Origin of the sequence: Rahnella inusitata, from assembly GCF_018288855.1 — a bacterium.
In the GTDB taxonomy this organism is placed as follows: Bacteria; Pseudomonadota; Gammaproteobacteria; order Enterobacterales; family Enterobacteriaceae; genus Rahnella; species Rahnella inusitata.
This window is the reverse complement of the sequence record NZ_CP065024.1, coordinates 2,765,981-2,790,808: the sequence shown is the minus strand read 5'-3', so window position 1 is coordinate 2,790,808 and position 24,828 is coordinate 2,765,981. Positions and strand designations below refer to the sequence as shown.

Annotated in this window: 17 protein-coding genes; 8 read left to right on the top strand and 9 right to left on the bottom strand. The window is 53.7% G+C overall.

Annotated elements, in window-relative coordinates; genetic code table 11:
• Positions 1 to 75 precede the first annotated feature (75 nt).
• A complete protein-coding gene (locus tag I2123_RS13045; protein ID WP_213050657.1) occupies positions 76 to 1,188 on the top strand; it encodes a dipeptidase in 1,113 nt (370 codons plus the stop codon).
• A gap of 93 nt (positions 1,189 to 1,281) precedes the next feature.
• On the opposite strand, the gene ydgH is transcribed toward I2123_RS13045, so the two are convergent.
• A complete protein-coding gene (ydgH, locus tag I2123_RS13040) occupies positions 1,282 to 2,235 on the bottom strand; it encodes a DUF1471 family protein YdgH (RefSeq protein ID WP_112167725.1) in 954 nt (317 codons plus the stop codon).
• A gap of 536 nt (positions 2,236 to 2,771) precedes the next feature.
• Here ydgH and pntA point away from each other — a divergent pair.
• Together pntA and pntB are read left to right on the top strand one after the other, a co-directional pair.
• Entirely contained in the window at positions 2,772 to 4,301 is a 1,530-nt protein-coding gene (pntA, locus tag I2123_RS13035) for a Re/Si-specific NAD(P)(+) transhydrogenase subunit alpha (RefSeq protein WP_112167726.1), read from the top strand.
• A gap of 10 nt (positions 4,302 to 4,311) precedes the next feature.
• Positions 4,312 to 5,703, top strand: a complete 1,392-nt coding sequence (gene pntB, locus I2123_RS13030; protein WP_213050656.1) for a Re/Si-specific NAD(P)(+) transhydrogenase subunit beta — start codon at positions 4,312 to 4,314, stop codon at positions 5,701 to 5,703.
• 90 nt (positions 5,704 to 5,793) lie between these two features.
• Here pntB and uspE read toward each other — a convergent pair whose 3' ends face one another.
• The 4 genes from uspE to I2123_RS13010 form a co-directional block, all read right to left on the bottom strand.
• Positions 5,794 to 6,753, bottom strand: a complete 960-nt coding sequence (uspE, locus tag I2123_RS13025; protein ID WP_112167728.1) for a universal stress protein UspE — start codon at positions 6,751 to 6,753, stop codon at positions 5,794 to 5,796.
• 148 nt (positions 6,754 to 6,901) lie between these two features.
• On the bottom strand, positions 6,902 to 7,657 hold the full coding sequence (fnr, locus tag I2123_RS13020; protein ID WP_112167729.1) for a fumarate/nitrate reduction transcriptional regulator Fnr: 756 nt from the start codon (positions 7,655 to 7,657) through the stop codon (positions 6,902 to 6,904).
• 347 nt (positions 7,658 to 8,004) lie between these two features.
• Complete coding sequence (locus tag I2123_RS13015) at positions 8,005 to 9,225, bottom strand: glycosyltransferase family protein (protein ID WP_056770652.1); 1,221 nt, start codon at positions 9,223 to 9,225, stop codon at positions 8,005 to 8,007.
• 72 nt (positions 9,226 to 9,297) lie between these two features.
• Positions 9,298 to 10,119: a mannosyl-3-phosphoglycerate phosphatase-related protein gene (locus tag I2123_RS13010; protein ID WP_213050655.1), complete on the bottom strand. Its 822-nt coding sequence runs from the start codon at positions 10,117 to 10,119 to the stop codon at positions 9,298 to 9,300.
• A 259-nt stretch (positions 10,120 to 10,378) separates the two neighbouring features.
• Between I2123_RS13010 and apbE the strand changes: the two genes are divergently transcribed.
• The gene (gene apbE / locus I2123_RS13005; protein ID WP_213050654.1) at positions 10,379 to 11,428 is read left to right on the top strand and encodes an FAD:protein FMN transferase ApbE; all 1,050 of its coding nucleotides are present in this window, start codon (positions 10,379 to 10,381) and stop codon (positions 11,426 to 11,428) included.
• A gap of 6 nt (positions 11,429 to 11,434) precedes the next feature.
• On the opposite strand, the gene I2123_RS13000 is transcribed toward apbE, so the two are convergent.
• On the bottom strand, positions 11,435 to 12,337 hold the full coding sequence (locus I2123_RS13000; RefSeq protein ID WP_213050653.1) for a LysR substrate-binding domain-containing protein: 903 nt from the start codon (positions 12,335 to 12,337) through the stop codon (positions 11,435 to 11,437).
• Between the two features lie 127 nt (positions 12,338 to 12,464).
• On the opposite strand from I2123_RS13000, the gene I2123_RS12995 reads away from it, so the two are divergent.
• Entirely contained in the window at positions 12,465 to 13,079 is a 615-nt protein-coding gene (locus I2123_RS12995; RefSeq protein ID WP_112167732.1) for an FMN-dependent NADH-azoreductase, read from the top strand.
• Positions 13,080 to 13,105: 26 nt separating this feature from the next.
• Here the strand turns inward: I2123_RS12995 and glgX are convergent, their stop codons facing one another.
• Entirely contained in the window at positions 13,106 to 15,388 is a 2,283-nt protein-coding gene (glgX, locus tag I2123_RS12990) for a glycogen debranching protein GlgX (RefSeq protein ID WP_213050652.1), read from the bottom strand.
• A 465-nt stretch (positions 15,389 to 15,853) separates the two neighbouring features.
• Here glgX and I2123_RS12985 point away from each other — a divergent pair, with 465 nt between their 5' ends.
• The 3 genes from I2123_RS12985 (at position 15,854) to cbl (ending at position 19,757) form a co-directional block, all read left to right on the top strand.
• A complete protein-coding gene (locus tag I2123_RS12985) occupies positions 15,854 to 17,524 on the top strand; it encodes a fibronectin type III domain-containing protein (RefSeq protein ID WP_213050651.1) in 1,671 nt (556 codons plus the stop codon).
• 208 nt (positions 17,525 to 17,732) lie between these two features.
• Positions 17,733 to 18,677 (top strand): 2-hydroxyacid dehydrogenase, encoded by a 945-nt coding sequence (locus tag I2123_RS12980; protein ID WP_112167735.1) that lies wholly within the window; start codon positions 17,733 to 17,735, stop codon positions 18,675 to 18,677.
• 120 nt (positions 18,678 to 18,797) lie between these two features.
• On the top strand, positions 18,798 to 19,757 hold the full coding sequence (cbl, locus tag I2123_RS12975) for an HTH-type transcriptional regulator Cbl (protein WP_112167736.1): 960 nt from the start codon (positions 18,798 to 18,800) through the stop codon (positions 19,755 to 19,757).
• Between the two features lie 262 nt (positions 19,758 to 20,019).
• Here cbl and I2123_RS12970 read toward each other — a convergent pair whose 3' ends face one another.
• The gene (locus tag I2123_RS12970; protein WP_213050650.1) at positions 20,020 to 21,963 is read right to left on the bottom strand and encodes an exoribonuclease II; all 1,944 of its coding nucleotides are present in this window, start codon (positions 21,961 to 21,963) and stop codon (positions 20,020 to 20,022) included.
• A 147-nt stretch (positions 21,964 to 22,110) separates the two neighbouring features.
• Positions 22,111 to 24,417, bottom strand: a complete 2,307-nt coding sequence (locus I2123_RS12965) for an FdhF/YdeP family oxidoreductase (protein WP_213050649.1) — start codon at positions 24,415 to 24,417, stop codon at positions 22,111 to 22,113.
• Between the last annotated feature and the right edge of the window lie 411 nt (positions 24,418 to 24,828).

Below are 24,828 nucleotides of genomic sequence, written 5' to 3'. Positions count from 1 at the left end.
TGGAACCGGTGATGCACCTCATGCGAGCAAATCTCCGTTGTCTTTGTCACGCTCAATCAAAGGTAGACCTTTTTTATGAATAACGTAGCGCACGGAACTGAAGAGTTAATGCCGGTTTTTGATGGACATAACGACGTTTTGCTGCAACTTTGGACAGAACATCGTCAAAATCCGGAGCACGCATTCCTTCAGGGCCCGGCCAGCGGACAAATGGATCTGCCTCGCTGCCGAGAAGCAGGCTTTGCCGGCGGGCTTTTCGCCGCCTGGGTGCCGACTCCTGACGTTGATCTTGCAAAGACCGCGCCAGATCGTTCAGTCGATTCCCAATTCTTACTGGAAGGTACTCAAAAACATCCTGATTTTTCCCCGACGCCATCTTTCGATTTTGCGCGCGATGTCACGTTTGGCATGATGGCGTTCCTGCTGCGTATCGAAGAAAAGTCGCAGGGAAAAGTAAAAATCTGCCGCACGGCGCGTGATATTCGTCACTCGATAGATAACCATGCATTAGCTGTGGTTATGCATATTGAAGGAGCGGAAGCGATTGATGCCGATCTCTATAATCTCGATGTGCTGTACAGCATGGGATTACGATCTCTCGGACCAGTGTGGAGCCGTCCGAATATCTTCGGACACGGTGTACCGTTCAAATATCAGACCTCGCCGGATATCGGACCAGGCCTGACAGACGCCGGTATCCGTCTGGTGAAAGCCTGTAATGCGAAACACATCATGATCGATCTGTCGCATCTGAACGAAAAAGGGTTCTGGCAGGTCGCCGAACTGAGCGATGCGCCGCTGGTGGCCAGTCATTCCAATGCCTTCAGCATCTGTCCGCAGTCGCGTAACCTCACCGACAAACAGCTGGGCGCGATCAAAGAGAGCAAAGGCTTTGTCGGCCTGAACTTTGCTGTACCGTTCCTGCGTGAAGATGGTAAGAGAAGCGACGACACGGGTACTGACATCATGGTGCGCCACGTGGATTATCTGGTGGAACACCTGGGTGAAGACGGTGTGGGCTTTGGTTCAGATTTCGATGGTGCGTCAATGGCGCCGTTTATGGCTGACGTGCGTGGATTGCCGGTGCTGGTGGATGCATTGAGAAAGGCAGGGTACGGGCAGGCGTTGCTAGAGAAGATTTGCTACAAGAACTGGGTGAACGTTCTGGAAAGAACCTGGGGCGAATAAACCGGGTATGAGATCTGATGTCAGACTTTGAGTTACAAATAAAAAAGGCAGCCGTCAGTGGCTGCCTTTTTGTTGGGCTGTTTTGCGTCAGACTTATTTGAAGAAGTCTGCGCTCACGGTCAGGTTGCCACCGCTTTTGTTCTGCCACTGGCGGGTAATGTGGTAGAACTTGGCGCCTTTGGCAGCGGCACGGTTCGCCACTTCCTGCGACACATCCGTGGTGCTGTTGAAGTGCCCGGTGAAGGTCGCAGAGTCAAACGGAACCATCTGTGCGGCGGTCACGTCATTCACTTCCTGAATTTTTGCACCGTTAGTTGCAGTGACAGTGTAACGCTTACCGGTGGATGACTGCGTCTCGAAGAAACGGCCAACGTCACGGCTTGGGCTGCCTGAGGAAGCCACGCCAGGAATTTCAACTTTCTTCGCGGCTGCACCACCGGCGGCCAGTGCGGCTTTACCGGCTTCGGAATCCGCAGGGATAGCGTCCGGATCCTGCACTACGCGTTTCGGTGCATCTTTTTTGTAGATAAACGCGGTGATGTACTGGTTGCCGCCGCTGTTGGCATCAATCTGGCGCACGATGAAGAAGGAGTAAGCCCCTTTATCTTTCGCTGCTTTGGTGATGGCATCATTGACGTCTGGCTGGCTGCGGTAGAATCCGCTGACCGTGACGGTATCAAAAGGCTCAAGCTGATAAGCAACGTCTTTAGGCAGCTCGACCACGCCGTTGATCACACGATAATTTGGGTCTTTGCTCACTTCTGGCGCATCTTTTTTATAGATATCTGCAACGACGCGCCAGTTACCGCTATTGTTAGTGGTGTTGGTGTCCTGAATGTAGAAATAGTCAGCGCCGAGTGTATCAGCGCGACGTGATACGGCATCAGCCGCATCGCCAAGCGTGTTAAAACGCCCGGAAATAACAATGCGATCAAAGGGTTTGATGGCTGCTGCTTTCTGCGGGCTAATTTCCTGCGCGGCATGTGCAGCAGACAGCGCAGAAACAGAAAACAGGGCCGATACGATGATCGTTTTTGTCAGCTTCATAAAAAATCCTTTCACCTTGCGCAGTAATGTTGAAACGTGCTGAATTCTTGATGTGTAACAGGTTAGCGGCCGATTATTGCATGTAACAATACCGAGTGTCTCAGTAATTTATGGCAGTAATGCAGGCGTCAGCGCCATTACACCGTTCTTTTTTTGCTGACCCTAAGTTATATAAGTTTGAGGAATAATCCAAGTAGTGAAATAAATGTTAATTATTCACTATTTTCTAACTTTTATGCCCGCTGCCAGCGGCTCAGGGGGAAAAGGACAGAGTGAAAGATCGGGTGTTCGCCGCCTGATGAAGTGGATCAAAGGCGTATTTCTCAGGGTTTGCAGCAGGTTTGCGGTCCATATCAATTTTTTTATTATTAATTAACCGACTATCACTGCGATACGTAGATTATTGATTAGATATTCAGTAGGTTATAACCAGCCTGAAAAAACACGTTCCGGCGTTCTGTATAAGCCGGCAGGCGGGTAATTGAAATGTTATGACGATGACACAAATCATCAATGAAAAGGGTGAAGGGAATACTATGCGTATTGGTGTACCAAGAGAGCGGTTGACCAATGAAGCCCGAGTTGCAGCCACGCCGAAAACGGTGGAACAGCTGCTCAAACTCGGCTTTACGGTCGCTATCGAACAAGGTGCCGGGAAGTTAGCCAGCTTTGAGGACGCCGCTTACGAACAAGCGGGCGCGTCCGTGGTGAGCGGCGAGGAAGTCTGGCATTCAGATATCGTGTTGAAGGTGAATGCACCTGAAAACGATGAAATCGATAAATTACAGGCAGGCACCACGCTGGTCAGCTTTATCTGGCCTGCACAGAATCCTGAACTGATTCAGAAGCTGGCTGACCGTCAGGTTACGGCAATGGCAATGGATTCCGTGCCGCGCATTTCCCGCGCACAATCTCTGGATGCCCTGAGCTCAATGGCTAACATCGCCGGTTACCGTGCGATTGTCGAAGCCGCTCACGAATTCGGCCGCTTCTTTACCGGGCAAATCACCGCCGCAGGTAAAGTGCCACCGGCAAAAGTCATGATTATCGGCGCCGGCGTGGCGGGTCTTGCGGCTATCGGCGCAGCCGGCAGCCTCGGTGCTATCGTGCGTGCTTTTGATACCCGACCTGAAGTGAAAGAGCAGGTTCAGAGCATGGGCGCGGAGTTCCTTGAACTGGACTTCGAAGAGGAAGCAGGCAGCGGCGACGGTTATGCCAAAGTCATGTCCGAAGCCTTCATCAAAGCGGAAATGGCGCTGTTTGCTGCTCAGGCCGAAGAAGTGGATATCATCGTAACCACCGCGCTGATCCCTGGCCGTCCGGCACCGAAACTCATCACCAAAGAAATGGTCGCGTCCATGAAACCGGGCAGCGTGATCGTCGATCTGGCGGCGCAAACCGGCGGTAACTGCGAACTGACCGTGGCAGATAAAATCACCACCACTGACAACGGCGTGAAAATCATCGGGTATACCGATCTCCCAAGCCGTCTGCCGACGCAGTCCTCTCAGCTTTACGGCACCAACCTGGTTAACCTGCTGAAACTGCTGTGCAAAGAGAAAAACGGCGAAATCGAGATCGACTTCGAAGACACCGTGGTTCGTGGTGTCACCGTGGTGAAAGCCGGTGAGGTTACCTGGCCTGCGCCACCGATTCAGGTGTCTGCGCAACCTCAGGCTGCCAAAGCGGCTGAACCAGTTGCAAAAGCCGAAGCCAAACCTGCGTCGCCGTGGACCAAATTCATCATCATGGCCGTGGCCATTGTGCTGTTTGGCTGGCTGGCAAATGTGGCGCCGAAAGAGTTCCTGTCCCACTTCACGGTCTTCGCGCTCTCCTGCGTGGTCGGTTACTACGTGGTCTGGAATGTCAGCCATGCACTGCATACCCCACTGATGTCGGTCACGAACGCCATTTCCGGGATCATCGTAGTGGGTGCGGTATTGCAGATTGGTCACGGTGGCTGGGTTAGCTTCCTGTCCTTTATTGCGGTATTGATCGCCAGTATCAATATTTTCGGCGGATTCACCGTCACTCAGCGCATGCTGAAGATGTTTCGTAAGAATTAAGGGGTAGCATATGTCTGGGGGTTTAGTTACAGCAGCATATATTGTTGCCGCTATTCTGTTTATTTGCAGCCTTGCGGGGCTCTCTAAACATGAAACGTCTAAGCAGGGGAACATCTTCGGTGTGACCGGGATGGCGATCGCGTTAATTGCGACCATCCTTGGCCCTGACTCCGGTAACGTCGGCTGGATCATCGTTGCGATGGTGATCGGTGGCGCAATTGGTGTTTATCTGGCGCGTAAAGTCGAAATGACCGAAATGCCGGAACTGGTGGCGATCCTGCACAGCTTCGTGGGTCTGGCGGCGGTTCTGGTCGGCTTCAACAGCTACCTCGATCACGGTGCAGTGCCGATGGAAGGTGTGATGGAAAACATCCATCTGACCGAAGTCTTCCTGGGTATCTTCATCGGTGCGGTGACTTTCACCGGTTCGATTGTGGCCTTTGGCAAACTCCGCGGGATTATCTCTTCCAAACCGCTGGCATTGCCACATCGTCATAAACTGAATCTGGCGGCGCTGGTGGTGTCATTCCTGCTGATGGTGACGTTCGTTCGTACCGAAAGCGTGGGTCTGCAAGTCTTCGCACTTTTGATAATGACCATTATCGCGCTGGGCTTCGGCTGGCATCTGGTGTCTTCTATCGGCGGTGCGGACATGCCGGTGGTGGTATCGATGCTGAACTCGTATTCCGGTTGGGCAGCAGCGGCGGCAGGCTTTATGCTCAGCAACGACCTGCTGATCGTCACCGGTGCGCTGGTCGGTTCTTCCGGTGCGATCCTGTCTTACATCATGTGTAAAGCGATGAACCGATCGTTTATCAGCGTGATTGCAGGCGGGTTCGGTACTGACGGTTCTTCGACCGGTAATGCGGAAGAGATGGGCGAGTATCACGAAGTGAGCGCGGAAGACGTGGCAGACATGCTTAAAAACGCCAGTTCTGTGATCATCACGCCTGGTTACGGTATGGCGGTAGCGCAGGCTCAGTATCCGGTTCACGACATCACGGCTAAACTTCGTGCCAAAGGGATCAAAGTGCGTTTCGGGATTCACCCTGTTGCAGGGCGTTTGCCGGGCCACATGAACGTCTTGCTGGCGGAAGCGAAGGTGCCTTATGACATCGTGCTGGAGATGGACGAAATCAACGGTGACTTCACAGATACCGACGTCGTGCTGGTTATCGGTGCCAATGACACCGTGAACCCGGCAGCGCTGGAAGATCCACGCAGCCCAATCGCTGGTATGCCGGTGCTGGAAGTGTGGAAGGCGCAGAACGTGATTGTGTTCAAACGTTCGATGAATACGGGTTATGCAGGTGTACAGAACCCGCTGTTCTTCAAAGACAACACGCAGATGCTGTTTGGTGATGCGAAAGAAAGCGTAGAGAAAATCCTGCGCGCGCTGTAATACATTCAGCATTGATTTGAAAAGAGAAAGGCCAGTCAATCGACTGGCCTTTATTTATTTCGTAAGAATTAAGGTTTAGGAATTCAGACGTTATTCGTCGTCATCCTCTTCATCATCGTCTTGCGTAATCGGGCATTCAAAATCGTCCGGCTTGATGGCCAGCAAATCGCATTTCAGATGGTCGATCACCTGTTCGGTGGTATTGCCGAGGAACGCCGCGGATAATCCGGTACGGCCAATCGCGCCTAATACCACTACACCGGCCTGCAGATGTTCAGCCAGATCCGGGATCACTTCTTCCGGCAGGCCCTTTTCCACGTGCGTGAATTTCTCATCAATTTGGAATTTCTGTCGCAATGCTTTCATGGCAATCAGGTGCTGACCACGAATTGCGTCGTTATAGACGCTGGGGTCGAAGTCCGGCAGCTCGATGGCAATATTAATTGGCGTAACCGGATACGCACCGACCAGATGCACTTCAGTCTGATTGACGTGAGAGGCCAGATCGATGGTTTCTTTTACCAGTTTGATGTTCAGCGGATCGTGATAGGGCTCTTCGCTGGAAAGGTTAACTGCAACAACGGCTTTACCGCCTTCAGGCCACGGCTGGTCTTTGACCATCCACACCGGGCAAGGACATTTGCGCAGTAAATTCCAGTCGGTAGGGGTGAAGATCACGGATTCAAGACGGTCGTGCTGATGAGCCATTTTTAGGAGCAGATCGTGACCAGTTGCAATGACTTCCTGAATAATCGCTTCGAAAGGTTTGTTGTGCCAGACCACTTTCACTTCAATCTGGATACCTGCTTCGATGTAGTACTTACACTGCTCTTTAATCCATTCAGCCCGTTCATTGATCACACTCTGTCGCATGCTGGTCCGTTCATCAGGCGACAGCATGGTGGTCATCTCATAGGAGAAATCATAAATAGACAGGAAAGCTTTGATTCGGCCACCGTTACGTTGCACCAGATAAACGGCGCGACGCAAAGCAGGTTGATCATCCTGATTGGGGTCTATAGCAACGAGTAAATTTTGATACTTAGCCATGGGGACTCCTTAACACCTGTGAGAGAACAGCGTTCACTGTATTAAGTACAGAGTAAACCAAGATTAAGCAATCGGACAGAGGAGAAATTGAGTCGGATCAACAAATTATTCGTTGCTGAGCCGACTCAAAATTTAACGATGTGGACTATCAGGCAGATACCGCAACAGACTGGCCGGCTAATTGAGAAAGCATGGCATGATTCTCAATAGTAATGTACTTGCCTTTTACGCTCAGCATTTCTGATTTCTGGAAACGGCCAAGCAGACGGCTGATGGTTTCCACGGTCAGACCGAGGTAGTTACCGATGTCGCCACGGGTCATCGTCAGGCGGAATTCGCGCTGAGAGAAACCACGTTCTGCGAAACGACGGGAGAGGTTATAGATAAACGCCGCCAGTCTTTCTTCCGCATTTTTCTTCGACAACAACAGGATCATATCCTGGTCGCCTTTGATCTCGCCGCTCATCAGTCGCATCATTTGCTGGCGCAGATTAGGCATTTTACCGGAGAGATCGTCGAGCGTCTCAAAAGGGATTTCACAGACCATGGAGGTTTCCAGCGCCTGTGCGAAGCTTGGATGTTGCAGACCGCCAATCGCATCAAAGCCGACTAAATCGCCCGCCAGATGGAAACCTGTGATCTGTTCATCACCCTGTTCGGTGATGGTGTAGCTTTTGATGGTCCCGGAACGGATAGCGTAAAGGGATTTCAATTCATCGCCGGCTTTGAACAATGCCTGACCTTTTTGGATCGGCTTTTTCCTTTCGATGATGTTGTCGAGCTGATCGAGTTCGTGCTCGTTCAGCGTGAAAGGAATGCAAAGCTGGCTAATGCTACAGTCCTGACAATGGATCGCACAGCCACCAGATTGGATACGTCGAATAATACGCTTTTCCGGGATCATAAGAGTCACTCAGGCAATATTGATATGGGTCAATTTTAACATCTTTTGCAGCGAGTGATAAGTAGCTTAATGGCGCGAAAAGAGCGAAATGTTTAAAAAGCACGATTTTTAATGGTTTTTTTTTCCAATTATTTTGATCTGCACGAGGTATTTAGACGAATTGAGAATCAATGAGATTTAGATATGGGTCAATTTATTCGTAAAAAATATATAAAAATTTTAACGAATACATTGGGTGAATCAATTTATCGTGGCTGAGGATATTCTTGGCGTCGGTTTTTGATTGACCAAATGCAAAAACGCTGCAATTGCAGCGTTGATTTGTCTCATCAAATTATCTTGCGAAATTACACGTCGCCTTCATTATCTTTTTCTACCGCTTCGTGAAGGCGATCCAGCATATCCGGGAAGGCCGACTGCACGCGGCTCCAGCTCGGGATAAAGGGCTTTTCACTCGGCGTATCGACAAAAGCCTGACCCGCTTCAATGATTGCGCCCGAGAACAGCTCTACCGCGGATTCCTCGCTATGGCGATCGAACGACAATCCGTTCATGCGCGCATCATTCTCGAATCCATCGATCATATCCAGCGCATTGCGATAGTAGGTGGCTTTCAGAATGCGGAAAGATTCGCTGGTAATGTTGACGCCCAAAATCGCCATTTTACGGTACAGCGCTTTGGTGATGTCGATACTCATGCGCTGCAGGCCATTGGTGGCGTCATCTTCTGACATCGGCTGGTGCTTATGGTCGTAATTATCGGCGATATCCACCTGACAGATACGGCGGGTGGCGGTGTTGCGGTGAAGTTCCGAAAGGACGCCGATTTCCAGACCCCAGTCGCTCGGAATCCGCAGATCATTCAGGACGTGGGTACGCATGGCGAATTCCCCGGACAGCGGATAACGGAAAGTACGCAGATACTCGAGGAAATCGGAGTGGCCGTAGACGATTTGCAGGGATTTGAGCAGCGGGAAGACCAGCAGACGGCCCACGCGGCCGTTGAATTTCCCATCTGCCACGCGGGCATAATAGCCTTTACAGAAATCGTAATGGAAATTGGGATTGGCGACAGGATACATAAGGCGCGCCAGCATATCGCGGCTATAGGTGACAATGTCACAATCATGTAAGCCCACGACGGACGTGCGCCGCGAGGCCAGCGTGTAGCCGACACAGAACCAGACGTTACGGCCTTTGCCCGGTTCCATCGGTGAGAGATTTTCTTTTTTTAGCTCTTCATCCAGCGCTTTGAGGCGCGGGCCGTCATTCCATAAAATACGGTGACGCTGCGGCAGGCGGGAGAAAAACTCACGAGCAAATAAAAACTGATCGCGGTCAGCACGATCCAAACCAATAACAATTTCTTCCAGATAGGGGACTTTTGTCAGTTCATCGACAATTTTTGTCAGCGCCGGACCTTCAAGTTCTGAAAAAAGCGAAGGTAATATTAATCCCATTGAGCGTCGGCCCGAAAACACCTGCAAATCGTATTCCAGTTCTTCAACTTTACGGTTAGTCAAATTATGGAAATTAGTAATGACACCATCCTGATAAAAATCACTCATGCGGTATTCTCCAATTTTAGAATTGATAAAATTATTGGGAACAAACAACAGCTAAAGTATTTCTCTTCTCAATCATTTTTGAATTTCCCGTGCCGGGAGCGTAATAAAATGGTCCAGTCCCTGAACCCAGCCGTGCGGGCCAAACTCCGAGGTGCGAAATACCTGTGAAGCGTGGTGACGGCTCAGCGGCATCGCATGATCGTGATGGCCTTTGATGACCACGGCGTGATCGACCGCTTCCAGCATTGATATATCATTCGGCCCATCGCCGAGCCCGAGAGTGATGACCGGCTTACCGCGCTGGCGCTGGTATTCGGCTGCTAACCACTGCACCGCCGGACCTTTTCCCGCATCGACTCCCATCACATGCCAGAAACGACCACCGCGGGTCAGCGCCAGACCTTCGCGGGTCAGGCATTTTTTAAAATGGCTAAAGTCCAGATCGTTGCCAAACCAGATCAGCGGCTCAGAGGCTTCACGTTGCATCGCCAGTGCTGCATCCGGCTCAGACAGTCCCGTCCAGATGGCGACCTGTTTGGGCGTGACGTCGCCAAAACCGCGAAACTCAAAATCATACCGATGCCGCAACTCCTCAAGCGTATGGCGGATATCGGCGTAGCGTGCGCCAGGCACCGGGCTTTCAGGCCTCCAGCTGGCCGGGAAGTGGATCATGGCGCCGTTTTCGGCAATAAAAGGGAGATGCGTTAACTGTAAAGCAGACTGCAAGGCCGCCACTTCTGCGGATGTTTTGCTGGTGGTCAGAATCAACGGGATCTGCGCGGTGGCAAGCCGGTCCAGCCAGGGCTGCGCGGGTTGCCAGCTGTAATCGTGGTGGTCAAGCAGCGAACCATCCAGGTCAGTGAAAATAATTAAGGGATCATCAAGGTACGGCATTCTTTCTCCTCAATTGTGTGGCAGAACAGAGCCTCATTGATGTAAATGACTTTCTGCTCCAGCAGCTAAGTATAGATTCAAAAATGCCATTTATTGCCGCAGCGCACATTTCAGGAATTTTTACCGGCGACGACGTGGCTTTACCCGGCGGTAAAATATCGGGATAATTTGCCGCAGTTCCACTGCGGTTTAGATGTCATCCTTTACTATTGCGCACCTTTTCTTGCCCGGCTTCGGGCATTCAGACGAGTCTTTCTTCATGTCTTTATCACCGGTTTTACTGCGTCACGCTCTGTTGCTGTCCGCCGTCAGTTTGTTATCCGCCTGCGATGGCGCGTCTTCCGTCGAGGACAGCGCGCTGGTCATCGAAGGCAACACCATGGGCACGTTCTATAGAGTCAGCATTGCGGGGGTCGATAAAAACCGGGAAGCGGCGCTGCGCGGGCAAATCGAGGCACAGCTCAAAGAAGACGATCACCAGTTGTCGACGTACAAAGACGATTCGGTGCTCTCGCGTTTTAACCAGTATCAGGGCAACGTGCCGCAGCCGATAAGCGCCGGGATGGCGGATGCCATTGTCACCTCGATGCGCATCGGGACATTAACCAGCGGCGCGATGGATATCACCGTCGGCCCGTTGGTCAATCTGTGGGGATTTGGCCCGGATAAGCAGCCGGTGAAAACCCCGACGCGGGAACAGATCGCCGCGGCACGTGAGCGGATTGGCTTGCAGCATCTGAAAGTGATTCAGCAGAGTGACGGGCAGTACCTGCAAAAAGATTTGCCGGGAATGTATGTCGATCTCTCGACGGTCGGCGAAGGCTATGCGACCGATCATCTGGCGCGGCTGGTCGAAGGCAATGGCATCAGCAATTATCTGGTGTCGGTGGGCGGTGCCGTGGTGTCACGCGGCCATAACGCCAGGGGTAAACCCTGGCAGGTGGCGATTCAAAAACCGACTGACAAAGAGACGGCCGTGCAGGCAATTGTGGATTTGCAGGGCATGGGCATCAGCACGTCCGGCAGTTATCGCAACTATTACGAGCTAAACGGCAAACGCCTCTCGCATATTATCGATCCGGCGACAGGCGAGCCTGTCACTCACAAACTGGTGTCCGCGACCGTGATTGCGCCGACTGCGCTGGAAGCTGACGGCTGGGATACGGGTCTGATGGTGTTAGGAACGCACAAAGCGCTGGCGCTGGCGGAGCAGCAACATCTGGCGGTGTATCTGATCACCAAAGAGGGCGACAGTTTTAAAAGCTATATGTCGCCGCAGTTCAAAGCCTATCTCAAAGACCCGGAATAATGTGGTTCACAGAGGGTTATTCAGCGTCTCGCTGAGGAAATCCAGAAAGACCCGCAACGCCGGAGACTGGCCTTTGTGGCTGGCATACAACGCTGAAACCGAAGAGGGCGGCGTATGCCACTCCGGCAGAAGATGTTGCAGTTCACCTTGCGCGATCCGCTGCGCGCAGGCGATTTCAGGCAGTAGCGCGATACCCAGCCCATCGGCGGCCGCCTGACACAACACCAGCAAATTATTACTCACCATGCGCGGCGTCAGCGTTATTCTGCGCGGGCCTTCCTGCGGATGCATCAGTTCCCATTGCTCCCCGGCCCAGGGCGTTTTGCGCACCAGCGTGGGCAGTGCGCTCAGTTGTTCCACGGACGGTGGTGACGGCAGGGCGGCGATAAAGGCCGGGCTGGCGACAAGCACGTAGCGCAATGTGCCGAGCGGTTTGCGATGCAGGCCAGAATCCTCCAGTGGCTCGTTGTGCGAGCGGATCATGACGTCGAAGTTCTCCTCCAGTAGATCTACCGCGCGATTGATCGCCAGAAGCTCGAGCGTAATCTCCGGGTAACGCGTCAGAAATGTCTTCATCAACGGCGCTATCACCGTTTCAGCCATCATCACCGGTGCGGAAATTCGCAACAGCCCGCGCGGGCTATGCTGCAAATCATCAATCACTTGCTGTGCGCACTGCGCCTGTTCCAGCAGTTTCTGACATTCAGCCGCGTACCGTTCGCCTACGAGGGTGACGGAAAAGTGCCGCGACGTGCGCTGCAACAGACGCACACCGAGGCGCGATTCCAGCGCCTCCACGCGGCGGCTGAGCAGGGATTTCGATACACCCAGCGCGCGCCCGGCGGCAGTAAAACCCTGATGTTTTACCACGGCGGCGAAAAGCGCCATATCATTGAGATTGTCCTGCATGTCGATGCTTCCGCTTGAGTATTGTTGCTAATTTGCAACGATGCGTTGTGATATCAGGTATTTTGGATTATTACCACAACGATTACCCTGTGCTCATTCTTATTAAGAGATGAAAACAGAGGCCCTTATGAAAATTTTACACCTTGATTCCAGCCCGTTTACTGAAGGCTCCGTATCCCGCGAACTTTCCGCCACGATTGTCGCCGAACTTTGTGCCCGCCATCATGACGCTGTAGTGACTTACCGCGATCTTGGCACCACGCCGCCGCCGCATCTTTCCGCCGCCGCCATGAGCATGCTGCATAATTCCCAGGAAGAAGTGATGACGCCGGCGTTAGTGGCCGAGCTGGACGGCATTTATCAGTCGATTGAAGAGTTGACCGCCTGCGACGTGCTGGTGATTGGCGCGCCGATGTACAACCACTCTATCCCCAGCAATCTCAAAGCGTGGCTGGATCAGGTGTGCCAGAAAGGACTGACGTTCCGTTATACGCCGCAGGGCGTGGTGGGGCTGATCCCCGGAAAAACGGTATATATCGCTTCCACGCGCGGCGGGGTGTACAGCACGCCGGAAGGCAAGCTGCATGATTTTCAGGAGCCGTATCTGGCGTCGATTCTGGAACTGATGGGCGTGGCAGATTGCCACGTCATCCGCGCTGAAGGCGTTAGCCGTCAGGCGATTGGCCGCGAGAAAGGGCTGGCGGAAGGGCGTGAAACGCTGCTTCAGATCCTCAATGCCTGAAGCAGCGCGGCGATGTCGTTTATTGATTAATGTTTCGCAGTGCTGATCAATTCAAACAGCACCACGGTTCGCGAGGTGCACACATATTCGCGGCCAAAATCGAAGTTATGTTCGTTCACGTCATCGGGCTGGAAGGTATCGAGAATATGCCGCCAGCTCTCACCGTGTGCCACCGACGGCAGGGTGAACATGACGTCTTTGTGCGAGGCGTTAAACAGTAGCAGCACGGTGCTCAGCGATCCCTGACGCAGCAAGCCGGTTGGCTGTGCGCGGCCATCGAGCAGCATGGCGATGCATTTCGCGTGCGGATCGCTCCACGCGGCATCAGTCATTTCCGGCCCCTGCGGCTGGAACCAGCTCACATCCTTCACGCCGAGCTTTTCATGGACCGCACCGGTGAGAAATCGTCCGCGATGCAAAATCGGAAAACGTTTACGCAGGGCGATCAGCCGGTAAGTAAACAGCAGCAGCGATTTGCCTTTATCGCCAACGTTCCAGTTCACCCAGGCAATGTCGGTATCCTGACAATACGCATTATTGTTACCTTCCTGCGAGCGGGCGAATTCATCCCCGGCCAGCAGCATCGGCGTACCCTGCGAAAACAGCAGCGTTGCCAGCATGTTGCGCATCTGCCGCAGGCGCAGCTCATTTATTTCCGCATCGTCAGTCGGGCCTTCGACGCCGTAGTTGGCTGAAATATTGTTATCGCTGCCGTCCTTGCCGTTTTCCCCGTTGGCGCTGTTGTGCTTTTTCTCATAAGAAACCCAGTCATTGAGGGTGAAACCGTCGTGTGCGGTGATGAAGTTCACCGAGGCGTAAGGCTTGCGTCCACGGTGATTAAAGATGTCCGCTGAACCGGAAAGCCGCGTGGCAAATTGCGCCAGCTGGCCTTCGTCCCCGCGCCAAAATTTACGCACTGTGTCACGGAAGCGGTCATTCCACTCCATCCAGCCCGGCGGAAACCCGCCAACCTGATAGCCGCCGGGGCCGCAATCCCAGGGTTCGGCGATCAGTTTGCACTGGCTGAGGATCGGATCCTGACGGCAGGTATCAAGGAACCCGCAGCCTTCGTCGAATCCGTAGCTTTCGCGCCCGAGAATGGTCGCCAGATCAAAGCGGAAACCATCCACCTGCATTTCCGTCGCCCAGTAGCGCAACGAATCCGTCACCATCTGCAACACCCGCGGATGGCTGAGGTTGAGCGTATTGCCGGTACCGGTATCATTGATGTAATAGCGTTTATTATCGGGCATCAGCCGGTAATAACTGGCGTTGTCGATCCCTTTGAACGACAGCGTTGGGCCGAGCTCATTGCCTTCCGCCGTATGGTTATAGACCACATCGAGGATCACCTCGATACCGGCGGCGTGGAAGGTGGCGATCATCTGCTTGAATTCGTTCACGGTGTGCGTCGCCATATACTGCGGATGCGGCGCGAAGAAGCTCAGCGTGTTATAGCCCCAGAAATTATGCAGCCCTTTATCCTGCAGATGCCGGTCATCGGTAAACGCGTGGATCGGCATCAGTTCGACGGAGGTCACGCCGAGCGAGCGGATATATTCAACGATGTGTGGCGTGCTCATGCCGGAAAACGTGCCGCGCAGATGCTCCGGCACTGCCGGATGACGCATGGTGTAGCCGCGCAAATGCGTTTCGTAGATCAGCGTTTTTTCCCACGGGATATGCTTTTTGCGCGAACGCGCCCAGGAAAAGGCCGGGTCGATCACGCGGCACTTGGGCAGAAAAGGCGCGCTGTCTGTGTTATCGATATGCAAATCCTTCTTGGCGCTTTGCATGTCATAGGCAAACAGAGCGTCGTCCCATTTCAGGTCGCCGACGATTTGCTTGGCGTACGGATCAAGCAGCAGCTTGGCCGGATTAAACCGGTGTCCGTCGTGTGGCGCGTAAGGGCCGTGTACGCGATAGGCATACAACAGGCCTGGGCGGGCATCCGGCAGATAGCCGTGCCAGACCTCATCAGTGTATTCCGGCAGTTCGATCACGTCGTACTGTTCGCCTTCGTCGTTAAACAGACACAGTTCGACTTTGGTGGCATTCGCGGAAAACAGCGCGAAGTTCACGCCCAGACCGTCCCACGTCGCGCCGAGCGGTACCGGTAAACCTTCGCGCACGCGGGTAGTGTGGCCCGAATCGAAACTGCGAACGATTTCGCCGTCGCTGTAAGGATGCATGATGCGCACACCAAGTTCGTCAACAGCGATGTTGACCTGGGAATTGGAGGGGACAGTGCGGACTTCATCAGTACTGGCTGTGGGTTGGGTCACTTTGCTGGATCGGGCTTTTGCCATTCGTTTCACACTCCTGAGCAGGTCAATCAGAATAAATCCTGAGAAAGAATTGAGCGAAAAAGATCCGCGGCTCATGGGGCCGCTTGTCCGTTGCTATCAAATCAGTGTAGTTGCAGTTCCGGCTTTTCCCCTGCCAGGGGCCAATTAACCGGCGAATAACGCTTTTTTTACATGACTAAAAAGAGGCATCTAACCGCGTATATCGAAAAATCAGTGGGGAGAAAATATTCCTGATTGATGCCTTTTTGCATATCACCAAAAAGCACACATTTCCCTCTTACTCGTTGATATTGAAGAATACGTTTCTCACGAAAATTTATGATGCAGTGTGATTTTCTCTTTTGAAATCAGGCTCCGATACTGGCCACAGAGAAAGCAGCAGCGAGCGATGAGACAACGAATCTTGCCACACGCCGTCATCTGCTTTCCGACATTCACTTACATCTTTTTTCGGAGTCACGATTTATGAGCACTACCAAACAAAAATATATGGTTTCCGCAGCATGGGAAAATGCTGACGATGTCTGGTCATCTTCCTGTTCAATTGACGTATTTAATATGACGGATACCGACCTGGAATCAGGCAAAGTTGAATTTACGCTTGATAACTCTCAGAGCGCTTCCGCCAACATCAACTTCCAATTCGAAACCTGGAGCAGCCCGATTAAAGGCACGCTGATTGACGATTGCAGCGTGATCCCGGCGGGCGGCAAAGGCACTTTTGCCATTATGGTCGGCAACAACACCGGCGTGAGCATCGGTAATCTGCCGCGCGGCTTCAAAGTCAACGGCGAAGTGGCCGATCAGGTAGCCGATACTCAGGCACCGACCATACCTTCTGCTGTGAAAGTGGTGGCGAGCGGGGCGGTGACCCTGACCTTAGGCTGGACGGCATCTACCGATAACGTGATGGTGGGCGGTTACGAAGTCACGTATACCAACACCAAAACTAATGTCGTCAAAACTCAAAAAACTACCACCACCTCGGTGACTCTGGTCGGGCTGACGGCGGAAACGGCCTACAGCGTTCAGGTACGTGCTTACGATATGGCCAGTAATTTCTCGGCAAAATCCCCGGCGCTGAATGTCACCACAGACAAAACCTTGCCGGATTCCGGTGATTACAGCTTCAACCACGCGCCGTTTATGGATTTCACCGGCTGGCCGACGCCGCGTCCGAGCGTGTTCGGTAAAGAGTCCGGTCTGAAAGCCTATACCTTGGGCTTCATTACATCTGCCGATATGAATGCCGGTAACGGCGCACCGAACTACCGTCCTTGCTGGGGTGGTCTGGTGAGTATCACTGATGCGAACGTTGGCGACTACGGCGCAGAGTTTACCGGTGATGCAACGGTGTCAGATTACGGTAAAGCAGATATCGCGGCGTTCCGCGCGGCGGGTGGCGATGTGGCGATTTCTTTCGGCGGGGCGAACTCCAACTTCCTCGAAGAGCACATCACTGACGTGGGTGAGCTGGCTGCGCTGTATCAGGGCGTGCTGGATAACTACGGCGTGAACCATATCGACTTCGATATCGAAGGCGGCGCGTTACAGCAGACTGAAATGCTTAGCCGTTTGCTGGCGACCATGGCGGTAGTGCAAAAAAACAATCCGTCACTGCAAATCGCCTTCACGCTGCCGGTTGCTGGGCAAACGTCTGACGATTCCCAGGGCCTGACTTCCTTCGGGATTGATTTTGTGCGCATGGTGCATGACGCAGGGATTTCACCGGCATTGTTCAACGCCATGTCGATGGACTTCGGCGACGTGGCGCCACCGCCGGACATGTATACCGGTGTGGAGATGTCGATGCTGGCGATGCATCGTCAGATCAAAACCGTTTTCACCGAGTGGTCAGATGCCAAACTCTGGCGTCGTATTGGTGTGACGCCGATGTTTGGTATCAACGACACCGGCCCGAGTTTTACTACCGAGCATATGAAAAAACTGATCGACCTGGCGAAGAAATACAATTTCGGCACCATCTCCGGCTGGGATGCGACCCGCGATTACAATCAGGGTCTGGAAATGTGTCACACCAGCGATCACAACAACCTCTATCAATGTACTTATGAAGGCACCGAGTCTTACGCCTACAGCAAGATTATCGCGACTTATCAACATAAGGCGGTGTAATCCGCTGTCAGAAATACTTTTTAGTTATTTAATCCGTACTGTTTAAATTCGCCGGTGTGAACCCTCACACCGGCATTTTTCGTCTGCATCATTCTGCAAAGTTTAACTTCTGTACTTAGTGGCGGCATTCACAGATATTCTTTCTGACCCGCTGCAATCAGGGCGGGCGCTGAAAGTATTTGCCGTCTTTTATGAAACAGGAGCCCCCATGACTATCGCGTTGCTAAGCCATGTCCCGCTGGACGCTGGCTATCCTGAACGTTTTGCCGCCGCCGGATTTACCCTCCATTTCGCCACCACGCCAGGGCAGCGCGCCACGCTTTCCTGCGAACTTGCACAGCAAATTCAGGCCGTGTTAACCATCGGCAGTATTGGCCTGAGCGATGCAGAAATGGCAACGATGCCGCAGCTGGAAATCATCTGTGCGCAGGGCGTGGGGTATGAACATATTGACGTCGCGGCGGCAAAATCGCGCGGTATTCACGTCACCCACGGACCGGGCACCAATAATTCCTCTGTCGCGGACCACACGCTGGCGCTGATGCTGGCCATTACCCGCCGCATTCCTCAGTTTGACCAGGCGGTTCGCGGCGGTGAGTGGAATAAAGCGCGCTGGAATGTCCCCGGCATGGCGGGCAAAAAGCTCGGTGTCGTAGGGCTTGGCAACATCGGCGCGCTGATTGCCCGTCGCGCGGCGGGCGGATTTGATATGGCAATTGGTTATCACAACCGTAAGCCGCAGGCGGATACGGCTTACACCTATTTCCACAGCGTGACCGAACTGGCCGCCTGGGCGGATTATCTGGTGGTCGCCACGCCGGGGGGCAAAAATACTGTCCGGCTGGTGGATGCAGCCGTGTTGCGCGCACTGGGTGCTGAAGGATTTTTAATTAACATTGCGCGCGGCAGCGTGGTGGATACAGACGCGCTGACAGCCAGCCTGCAAAGTCATGAAATCGCCGGTGCCGCGCTGGACGTGGTGGACGGCGAACCGCAGGTGCCGCCTGTGTTGCTGACGCTGGATAATCTGGTGATCACGCCGCATGTGGCAGGGCGCTCGCCGGAGTCGGTCGAAAATATGCTGGCGCTGGTGCTGGATAACCTCAGCGCGCATTTCTCCGCCAGACCGGTGCTGACGCCGGTGCCGGAGTAAATCTGAAACCGCTGTCACTCTCTATAGTCGGAAAAAGCATAAGTAACCGCTTTTTCTTATTTGTCTGGCATACCCGCAGGCCGTAACAATAGGGTTTTAGAACAGACAGGGGCGACGGCGGTGAATTTTCAACAACTCAAAATTATCAGGGAATCAGCGCGATGCAATTATAACCTGACCGAAGTATCGAACATGTTGTTCACTTCGCAGTCAGGCGTCAGCCGCCACATCCGCGAGCTGGAAGACGAGCTGGGCGTCGAGATTTTTATCCGTCGCGGCAAACGTTTGCTGGGGCTGACCGAGCCGGGTAAAGAGTTACTGGCCGTTGCTGAGCGAATTCTCAACGAAGCCCAGAACATCCGTCGTCTGGCGGACGTCTTCTCCAAAGAGGACGCGGGCGTACTGACCATCGCCACCACGCATACTCAGGCGCGTTACAGCCTGCCGAAAGTCATCAAAGCCTTCCGCGCCATCTACCCTGGCGTCCGGCTGGAGCTGCATCAGGGCTCTCCAAACGAAGTGCTGGCGATGTTGCTCAGCGGGCAGGCGGATGTTGCTATCGCCAGCGAGAAGCTGATGAACGACACCTCTGTCGCCGCGTTTCCGTATTACCGCTGGCACCACGCCATCGTGGTCCCGCAGGGGCATCCGCTGACGTTGCAGCATCCAGTCACGTTGCAACATCTCAGCGAACAACCGCTGATTACCTATCGTCAGGGCATTACTGGCCGTTCGCGGCTGGACGAAGCCTTCAGTCGTGCCGCACTCAGCCCGGATATCGTGCTCAGCGCGCAGGATTCTGACGTGATCAAAACCTACGTCGAACTCGGTTTAGGCGTCGGTATTCTCGCTGACAAAGCTTACGAAGCCGCCCGCGACACCGGTCTTCAGCTCATTAATGCCGAACATTTATTCGAAGCCAACACCGTCTGGCTGGGTCTGAAAAGGGCGCAGTTGCAGCGTAACTATGTCTGGCGATTTATCGAATTATGTAATCCGGGGTTATCAGTGAATGATATTAAGGAGAAGGTGTTTGCGTCGGGGCAGGAGAGTGAGACGGTAATTGACTACCAGATCTGATCGTGCGGGGCCGCGCAATGGGCGGCTTTTAACTTCAACTTCACGGTCAAAACCTTGGGCTGCCGCCCAAACCGGCCTTAAGAGGCGCCTGTCGCCGCGCCTCTTAAGAATCTCTATGCAAACGGGCTATGTTTCAGAAACTCCGGTTATTGCCGCAAAATCCCGCCGCTGTGCGGTTCCCCTCCGGTCGGGTTACAACCCGCACAAAAAAAAAGCCGGTTCTAAACCGGCTTTTCACTCACATCAATAATCCCAGGGTTCGCTAAGCAGCAGGCCTGGCAATCACATTGCGATTTTCCATCCGTACTTCCGCAATCGCTACATCAATGATGTCACTCTGACGGTAGGCCACTTCGCCCTTAATCAGAACGGTGCCGGTATCCGCGCTGCATACCAGTTCGTCGCGCACGCTGTGCAGGAACGGAGCAGGGATGAAGGCGACGGCGCCGATATCTTGCAGGCGGACACGCAGGCCGCCACGGGTGACATCGATGATTTCGGCGCTGAACTTAACGTCAGTGCCGACTTTATCTTCCAGATAACGTGCATACAGCCAGTCACCGACGTCGCGCTCGGCCATACGGTTGGCGCGGCGGCGTTCGGCCAGCTGAACGGTCATCTCATCCTGCGGTTTTTCTGCAGACTGGTTGAGGATCATCGCTTTCAGCAAACGGTGATTCACCATGTCGCCGTATTTACGGATCGGCGAAGTCCAGGTTGCATACGCTTCCAGACCCAGACCGAAATGCGGCCCCGGCGAGGTGCTGATTTCTGCGAAAGTCTGGGAACGGCGAATGCGGCTGTCGAGGAACTGCGTTGGCAATGCGTCAAGCTTGCGGCGCAGTGCGCAGAAGCCCGGCAGAGTCAGCAACTCTTCGGCGTTGGCTTCCACATCGTTGGCCTGCAGTATGGTAACCGCGTTCTCAACCAGCAACGGATCAAAACCGGTATGCACGTTATAGACGCCGAAACCGAGGCTGTCGCGCAGGGCGAGAGCGGCACACACGTTGGCGGCGATCATCGATTCTTCTACGATACGGTTAGCGATACGGCGGTGCTCGGCGACAATCTCCAGCACGTTGCCTTTCTCACCCAGCACGAAGCGGTAATCAGGACGATCTTTAAACACCAGCGCGTTTTCTGTACGCCATGCACTGCGCACGTCACAGACGCGTTTCAGCAGGCGAATTTGGTCGGCAATCACATCGCTGGCAGGCTGCCATTCGCTTTTCTCATCCGCTTCAAGCCAGTCAGAGACATTGTCGTAGGCCAGCTTGGCTTTGGATTCAATGGTCGCGGCGAAGAAACGAATGTCGCTGCCCAGTGCGCCATCGGTGCCCAGCGTGACGGAACACGCCAGAACCGGACGGCTGACGTCCGGCCACAGGGAACAGATGTCGTCGGACAATTCGCGCGGCAGCATCGGGATATTAAAGCCCGGCAAATAGTTGGTGAATGCGCGTTTTTTTGCCGTGTTGTCGAGGTCGCTGCCTTCGGCGACGTACGCCGTCGGGTCAGCAATCGCGATGGTCATTTGCAGGGTGCCGTCGCCGTTGTCTTTCACAAACAGCGCGTCATCCATGTCCTGCGTACTGCCGCTGTCGATAGTGACAAAGGGCAGGGCCGTCAGATCTTCGCGGGTCAGACCTTCATCGCGCAGCTCGGCTATTTCAGATTTTGGCGCTTCACGTTCCAGATTGTGACGTGCCAGGGTGACCCACCACGGCGCGAGATCGTCGGTGCCGGTGGTGATCCACTCGGTGATTTCAGCCTGGAAGCTGTGATCGCCTTCTTTCAGCGGATGACGGCGCATTTCGGCCACACACCAGTCGCCATCGCTCACTTCGTGATTGATGTTGCGCATTACGCGACACTGAATGGCATCGCGTAATAAAGGATGATCGGGAATGATGGAAAGACGGTCGTCTTTCTTGGTCACGCGGCCCACAAAACGGCTGAGAAAAGGTTCAACCAGGGTTTCCGGCTGGACGACTTCACGCTCTTTTTCGGTTTGCAGGGAGGCGATCACTCGGTCCCCGTGCATGACTTTTTTCATGTACGGAGGCGGAATGAAATAGCTTTTTTGGCCGTCTACTTCAAGAAAGCCAAAGCCTTTCTCAGTGCCTTTCACGATGCCTTCGACACGTGGAGTCTGAGAGTGAAGTTGCTGTTTTAGCTGCGCGAGCAGCGGGTTATCTTGAAACATATCGTCCAGGGAATTGGGGGTTAATGTGGCTCGATTAGCGGCAGACAGTTTTACGCGATCTGACCCCGTCGGGCAAGCTCTTATCCCCCTTTCGCCTCATAACCCTGAAGCGAAAGGGGGGATTTACGGCATGCCTCGCAAAACGGTTCAGGCGATACGTTGCAGATCGACCGTTTGCTCACAGCGACGGATGGTAACCGGAACGGCTTTCGAGGTCGGGGTGTGGGTCTGGTCGCCAAAGCTGGACATCGGCACCAGCGGGTTTGTCTCAGGATAATAGGCCGCCAGATTGCCGCGCGGAATATCGTAGCTCACCAGTTTGAATCCACTGACTTTGCGCTCTACGCCGTCGTTCCATAGCGTTTCGATTTCCACCAGTTCGCCGTCTTTCAGCCCTAAATCAGCCAGATCCTGAGGGTGAATAAACAGCACTTCACGCTGGCCGTACACGCCGCGATAGCGGTCATCCAGACCATAAATTGTGGTGTTGTACTGATCATGCGAACGCAACGTTTGCAGGGTAAACGGCGCATTTTGATCGCCCATCGGGATCAACACTTCCGGTAACGGAGCAGCGCTGAAATTGGCTTTGCCGCTTAAGGTATTGAAGTTCAGCTCCGCCGCCGCATTGCCCAGATAGAAACCGCCTTTGATGTCGCAGCGTGCATTAAAGTCCTGGAAACCAGGAATGGTCGCTTCGATATGGTCGCGGATCAGGTTGTAGTCATCCGCAAGGGCCATCCAGTCGAGGTATTTGTCGCCAAGCACCGCATCGGCGATACCGCAGACAATCGCGGTTTCGGAACGCTGCTCTTTCGACAACGGAATTCCCACGCCTTCGGACGCGTGAACCATGCTGAAGGAATCTTCGACGGTGATGAACTGCGAGCCGGTGGCCTGCATATCCAGCTCGGTGCGGCCCAGCGTTGGCAGGATCAGCGCTTCGTGACCCGGCGTCAGATGGCTGCGGTTCAGTTTAGTACTGATTTGCACCGACAGATCCAGATTGCTCAGCGCCTGAAGGGTACGCGGTGTATCCGGTGCTGCCGCAGCCAGATTCCCGCCGAGGCAGATCAGCACTTTGGCGTCGCCACGCAGCATTGCCTCCAGCGCTTCCACAGTGTTATGGCCCGGCGTGCGCGGCGGCGTGAAGTGATAGTGTTTTTCCATCGCATCCAGCAGGGCTTTCGGCGCTTTTTCGTCGATCCCCATGGTACGGTTGCCCTGCACGTTACTGTGACCACGTACCGGACACAAACCGGCACCCGGTTTGCCAAGCTGGCCGAACAGTAATTGCAGGTTGGTGATTTCGCGCACGGTCGGCACGGAATGTTTGTGTTGGGTAATGCCCATCGCCCAGGTACAAATCACGCGTTCGGCATACATATAGATAGCCGCGGCTTCGCGCAGATCCTGTTCACTCAGGCCGGACTGTTCGGTGATTTTTTCCCAGCTGGTGGCATCGACTATCGCCAGATAGTCGTCCACGCCAACGCAGTTCTGCGCAATAAATTCATCATCGAACAGGGAAGGCTGGCCGGAGGCGATGCGTTCGCGGTGAATCTGCAACAGCGCTTTGACGATCCCGCGCACGGCGGCCATATCGCCCCCCAGATTCGGCTGATAGTACGCAGAGCTGATGCGACCGGCTTTCGGCGTGACGACTTCCAGCGGTTTTTGTGGATCGGCGAAACGTTCTAAACCACGTTCACGCAGCGTGTTGAAGCTGACCACTTTCGCGCCGCGATCGGCGGCGTGACGCAGGCTGTGCAGCATACGCGGGTGGTTGGTGCCGGGGTTCTGGCCGAAGACAAAAATCGCGTCGGCCTTTTCAAAATCATCCAGACGGATGGTGCCTTTACCGACGCCAATGCTTTGTTTGAGGCCGACGCCGCTCGCTTCGTGGCACATGTTGGAGCAGTCAGGAAAATTGTTGGTACCGAACATGCGGCCAAACACCTGATAAAGGTAGGAGGCTTCGTTACTGGCGCGACCGGAGGTGTAGAAATCCGCCTGATCCGGGCTTTCCAGACCTTTCAGATGGCTGGCGATCAGCGAAAAAGCCGCGTCCCAGCTGATGGGTTCATAGTGATCGGTGGTGCGGTTATAACGCATCGGGTGGGTGAGGCGTCCCTGATATTCGAGGAAGTAATCGCTCTGTTCGCGAAGTTTGCTGACGCTGTGCTGCGCGAAGAATTCAGGCTCGACCGCTTTGCGCGTTGCTTCCCAGCTGACGGCTTTCGCGCCGTTTTCACAGAAGCTAAACGTACTGTGGTTGTCATCGCCCCAGGCGCAGCCCGGACAGTCAAAACCGCGACCTTTGTTAACACGCATCAGGTTGCGCAGGTTGGAAAGGACTTTCTTACTGTCGAAGACGAAACGGGTGGTAGATTCCAATGCACCCCAGCCACCGGCCGCGCCGTGGTAGGGTTTAATCTCAGTTTTGAATTTCATAATTATGCTTCGCAGGTGGTTTTTATCTGGTCTGTAAACAACCGGATCGACGAATTGTTAATCCGATTGTTAATTTTATGTCACAAGTTTAGGAGGGTGATGGGATTACGTCTAATCGAATGCCGTGATGGTGTGATAGAAGCTGTCTATCGCGAGGGTTTATCGGGGCATAATGCAAATTTTCCGCGACAGGCGGGCGTTTAAAGTCAATTTCAATGGTTTCAAAAACAGCATCTTGCGATAACGAAAACTGATTACGTCAGTCACTGCCTGTTTTGGCGTTAAAGCATCCAACTTGTAACCGAATCGTTTCATTATGAAATGCTTAGCAAAAGACTAAGGGTTTTTCTGAACGCCGTTTTCAGGCACCCTATGCCGCAGATCTCGATCTATGACTTTTTTGTATGATTA

Bases quoted from the DNA above. Each gene is read 5' to 3' on its own strand.
- ydgH (WP_112167725.1), bottom strand. From the start codon at position 2,235: ATGAAGCTGACAAAAACGATCATCGTATCGGCCCTGTTTTCTGTTTCT.
- I2123_RS13045 (WP_213050657.1), top strand. From the start codon at position 76: ATGAATAACGTAGCGCACGGAACTGAAGAGTTAATGCCGGTTTTTGAT.
- I2123_RS12980 (WP_112167735.1), top strand. From the start codon at position 17,733: ATGACTATCGCGTTGCTAAGCCATGTCCCGCTGGACGCTGGCTATCCT.
- I2123_RS13015 (WP_056770652.1), bottom strand. From the start codon at position 9,225: ATGAGTGATTTTTATCAGGATGGTGTCATTACTAATTTCCATAATTTG.
- pntA (WP_112167726.1), top strand. From the start codon at position 2,772: ATGCGTATTGGTGTACCAAGAGAGCGGTTGACCAATGAAGCCCGAGTT.
- I2123_RS12995 (WP_112167732.1), top strand. From the start codon at position 12,465: ATGAAAATTTTACACCTTGATTCCAGCCCGTTTACTGAAGGCTCCGTA.
- I2123_RS13010 (WP_213050655.1), bottom strand. From the start codon at position 10,119: ATGCCGTACCTTGATGATCCCTTAATTATTTTCACTGACCTGGATGGT.
- I2123_RS12985 (WP_213050651.1), top strand. From the start codon at position 15,854: ATGAGCACTACCAAACAAAAATATATGGTTTCCGCAGCATGGGAAAAT.
- I2123_RS12970 (WP_213050650.1), bottom strand. From the start codon at position 21,963: ATGTTTCAAGATAACCCGCTGCTCGCGCAGCTAAAACAGCAACTTCAC.
- glgX (WP_213050652.1), bottom strand. From the start codon at position 15,388: ATGGCAAAAGCCCGATCCAGCAAAGTGACCCAACCCACAGCCAGTACT.
- uspE (WP_112167728.1), bottom strand. From the start codon at position 6,753: ATGGCTAAGTATCAAAATTTACTCGTTGCTATAGACCCCAATCAGGAT.
- pntB (WP_213050656.1), top strand. From the start codon at position 4,312: ATGTCTGGGGGTTTAGTTACAGCAGCATATATTGTTGCCGCTATTCTG.
- fnr (WP_112167729.1), bottom strand. From the start codon at position 7,657: ATGATCCCGGAAAAGCGTATTATTCGACGTATCCAATCTGGTGGCTGT.
- I2123_RS12965 (WP_213050649.1), bottom strand. From the start codon at position 24,417: ATGAAATTCAAAACTGAGATTAAACCCTACCACGGCGCGGCCGGTGGC.
- apbE (WP_213050654.1), top strand. From the start codon at position 10,379: ATGTCTTTATCACCGGTTTTACTGCGTCACGCTCTGTTGCTGTCCGCC.
- I2123_RS13000 (WP_213050653.1), bottom strand. From the start codon at position 12,337: ATGCAGGACAATCTCAATGATATGGCGCTTTTCGCCGCCGTGGTAAAA.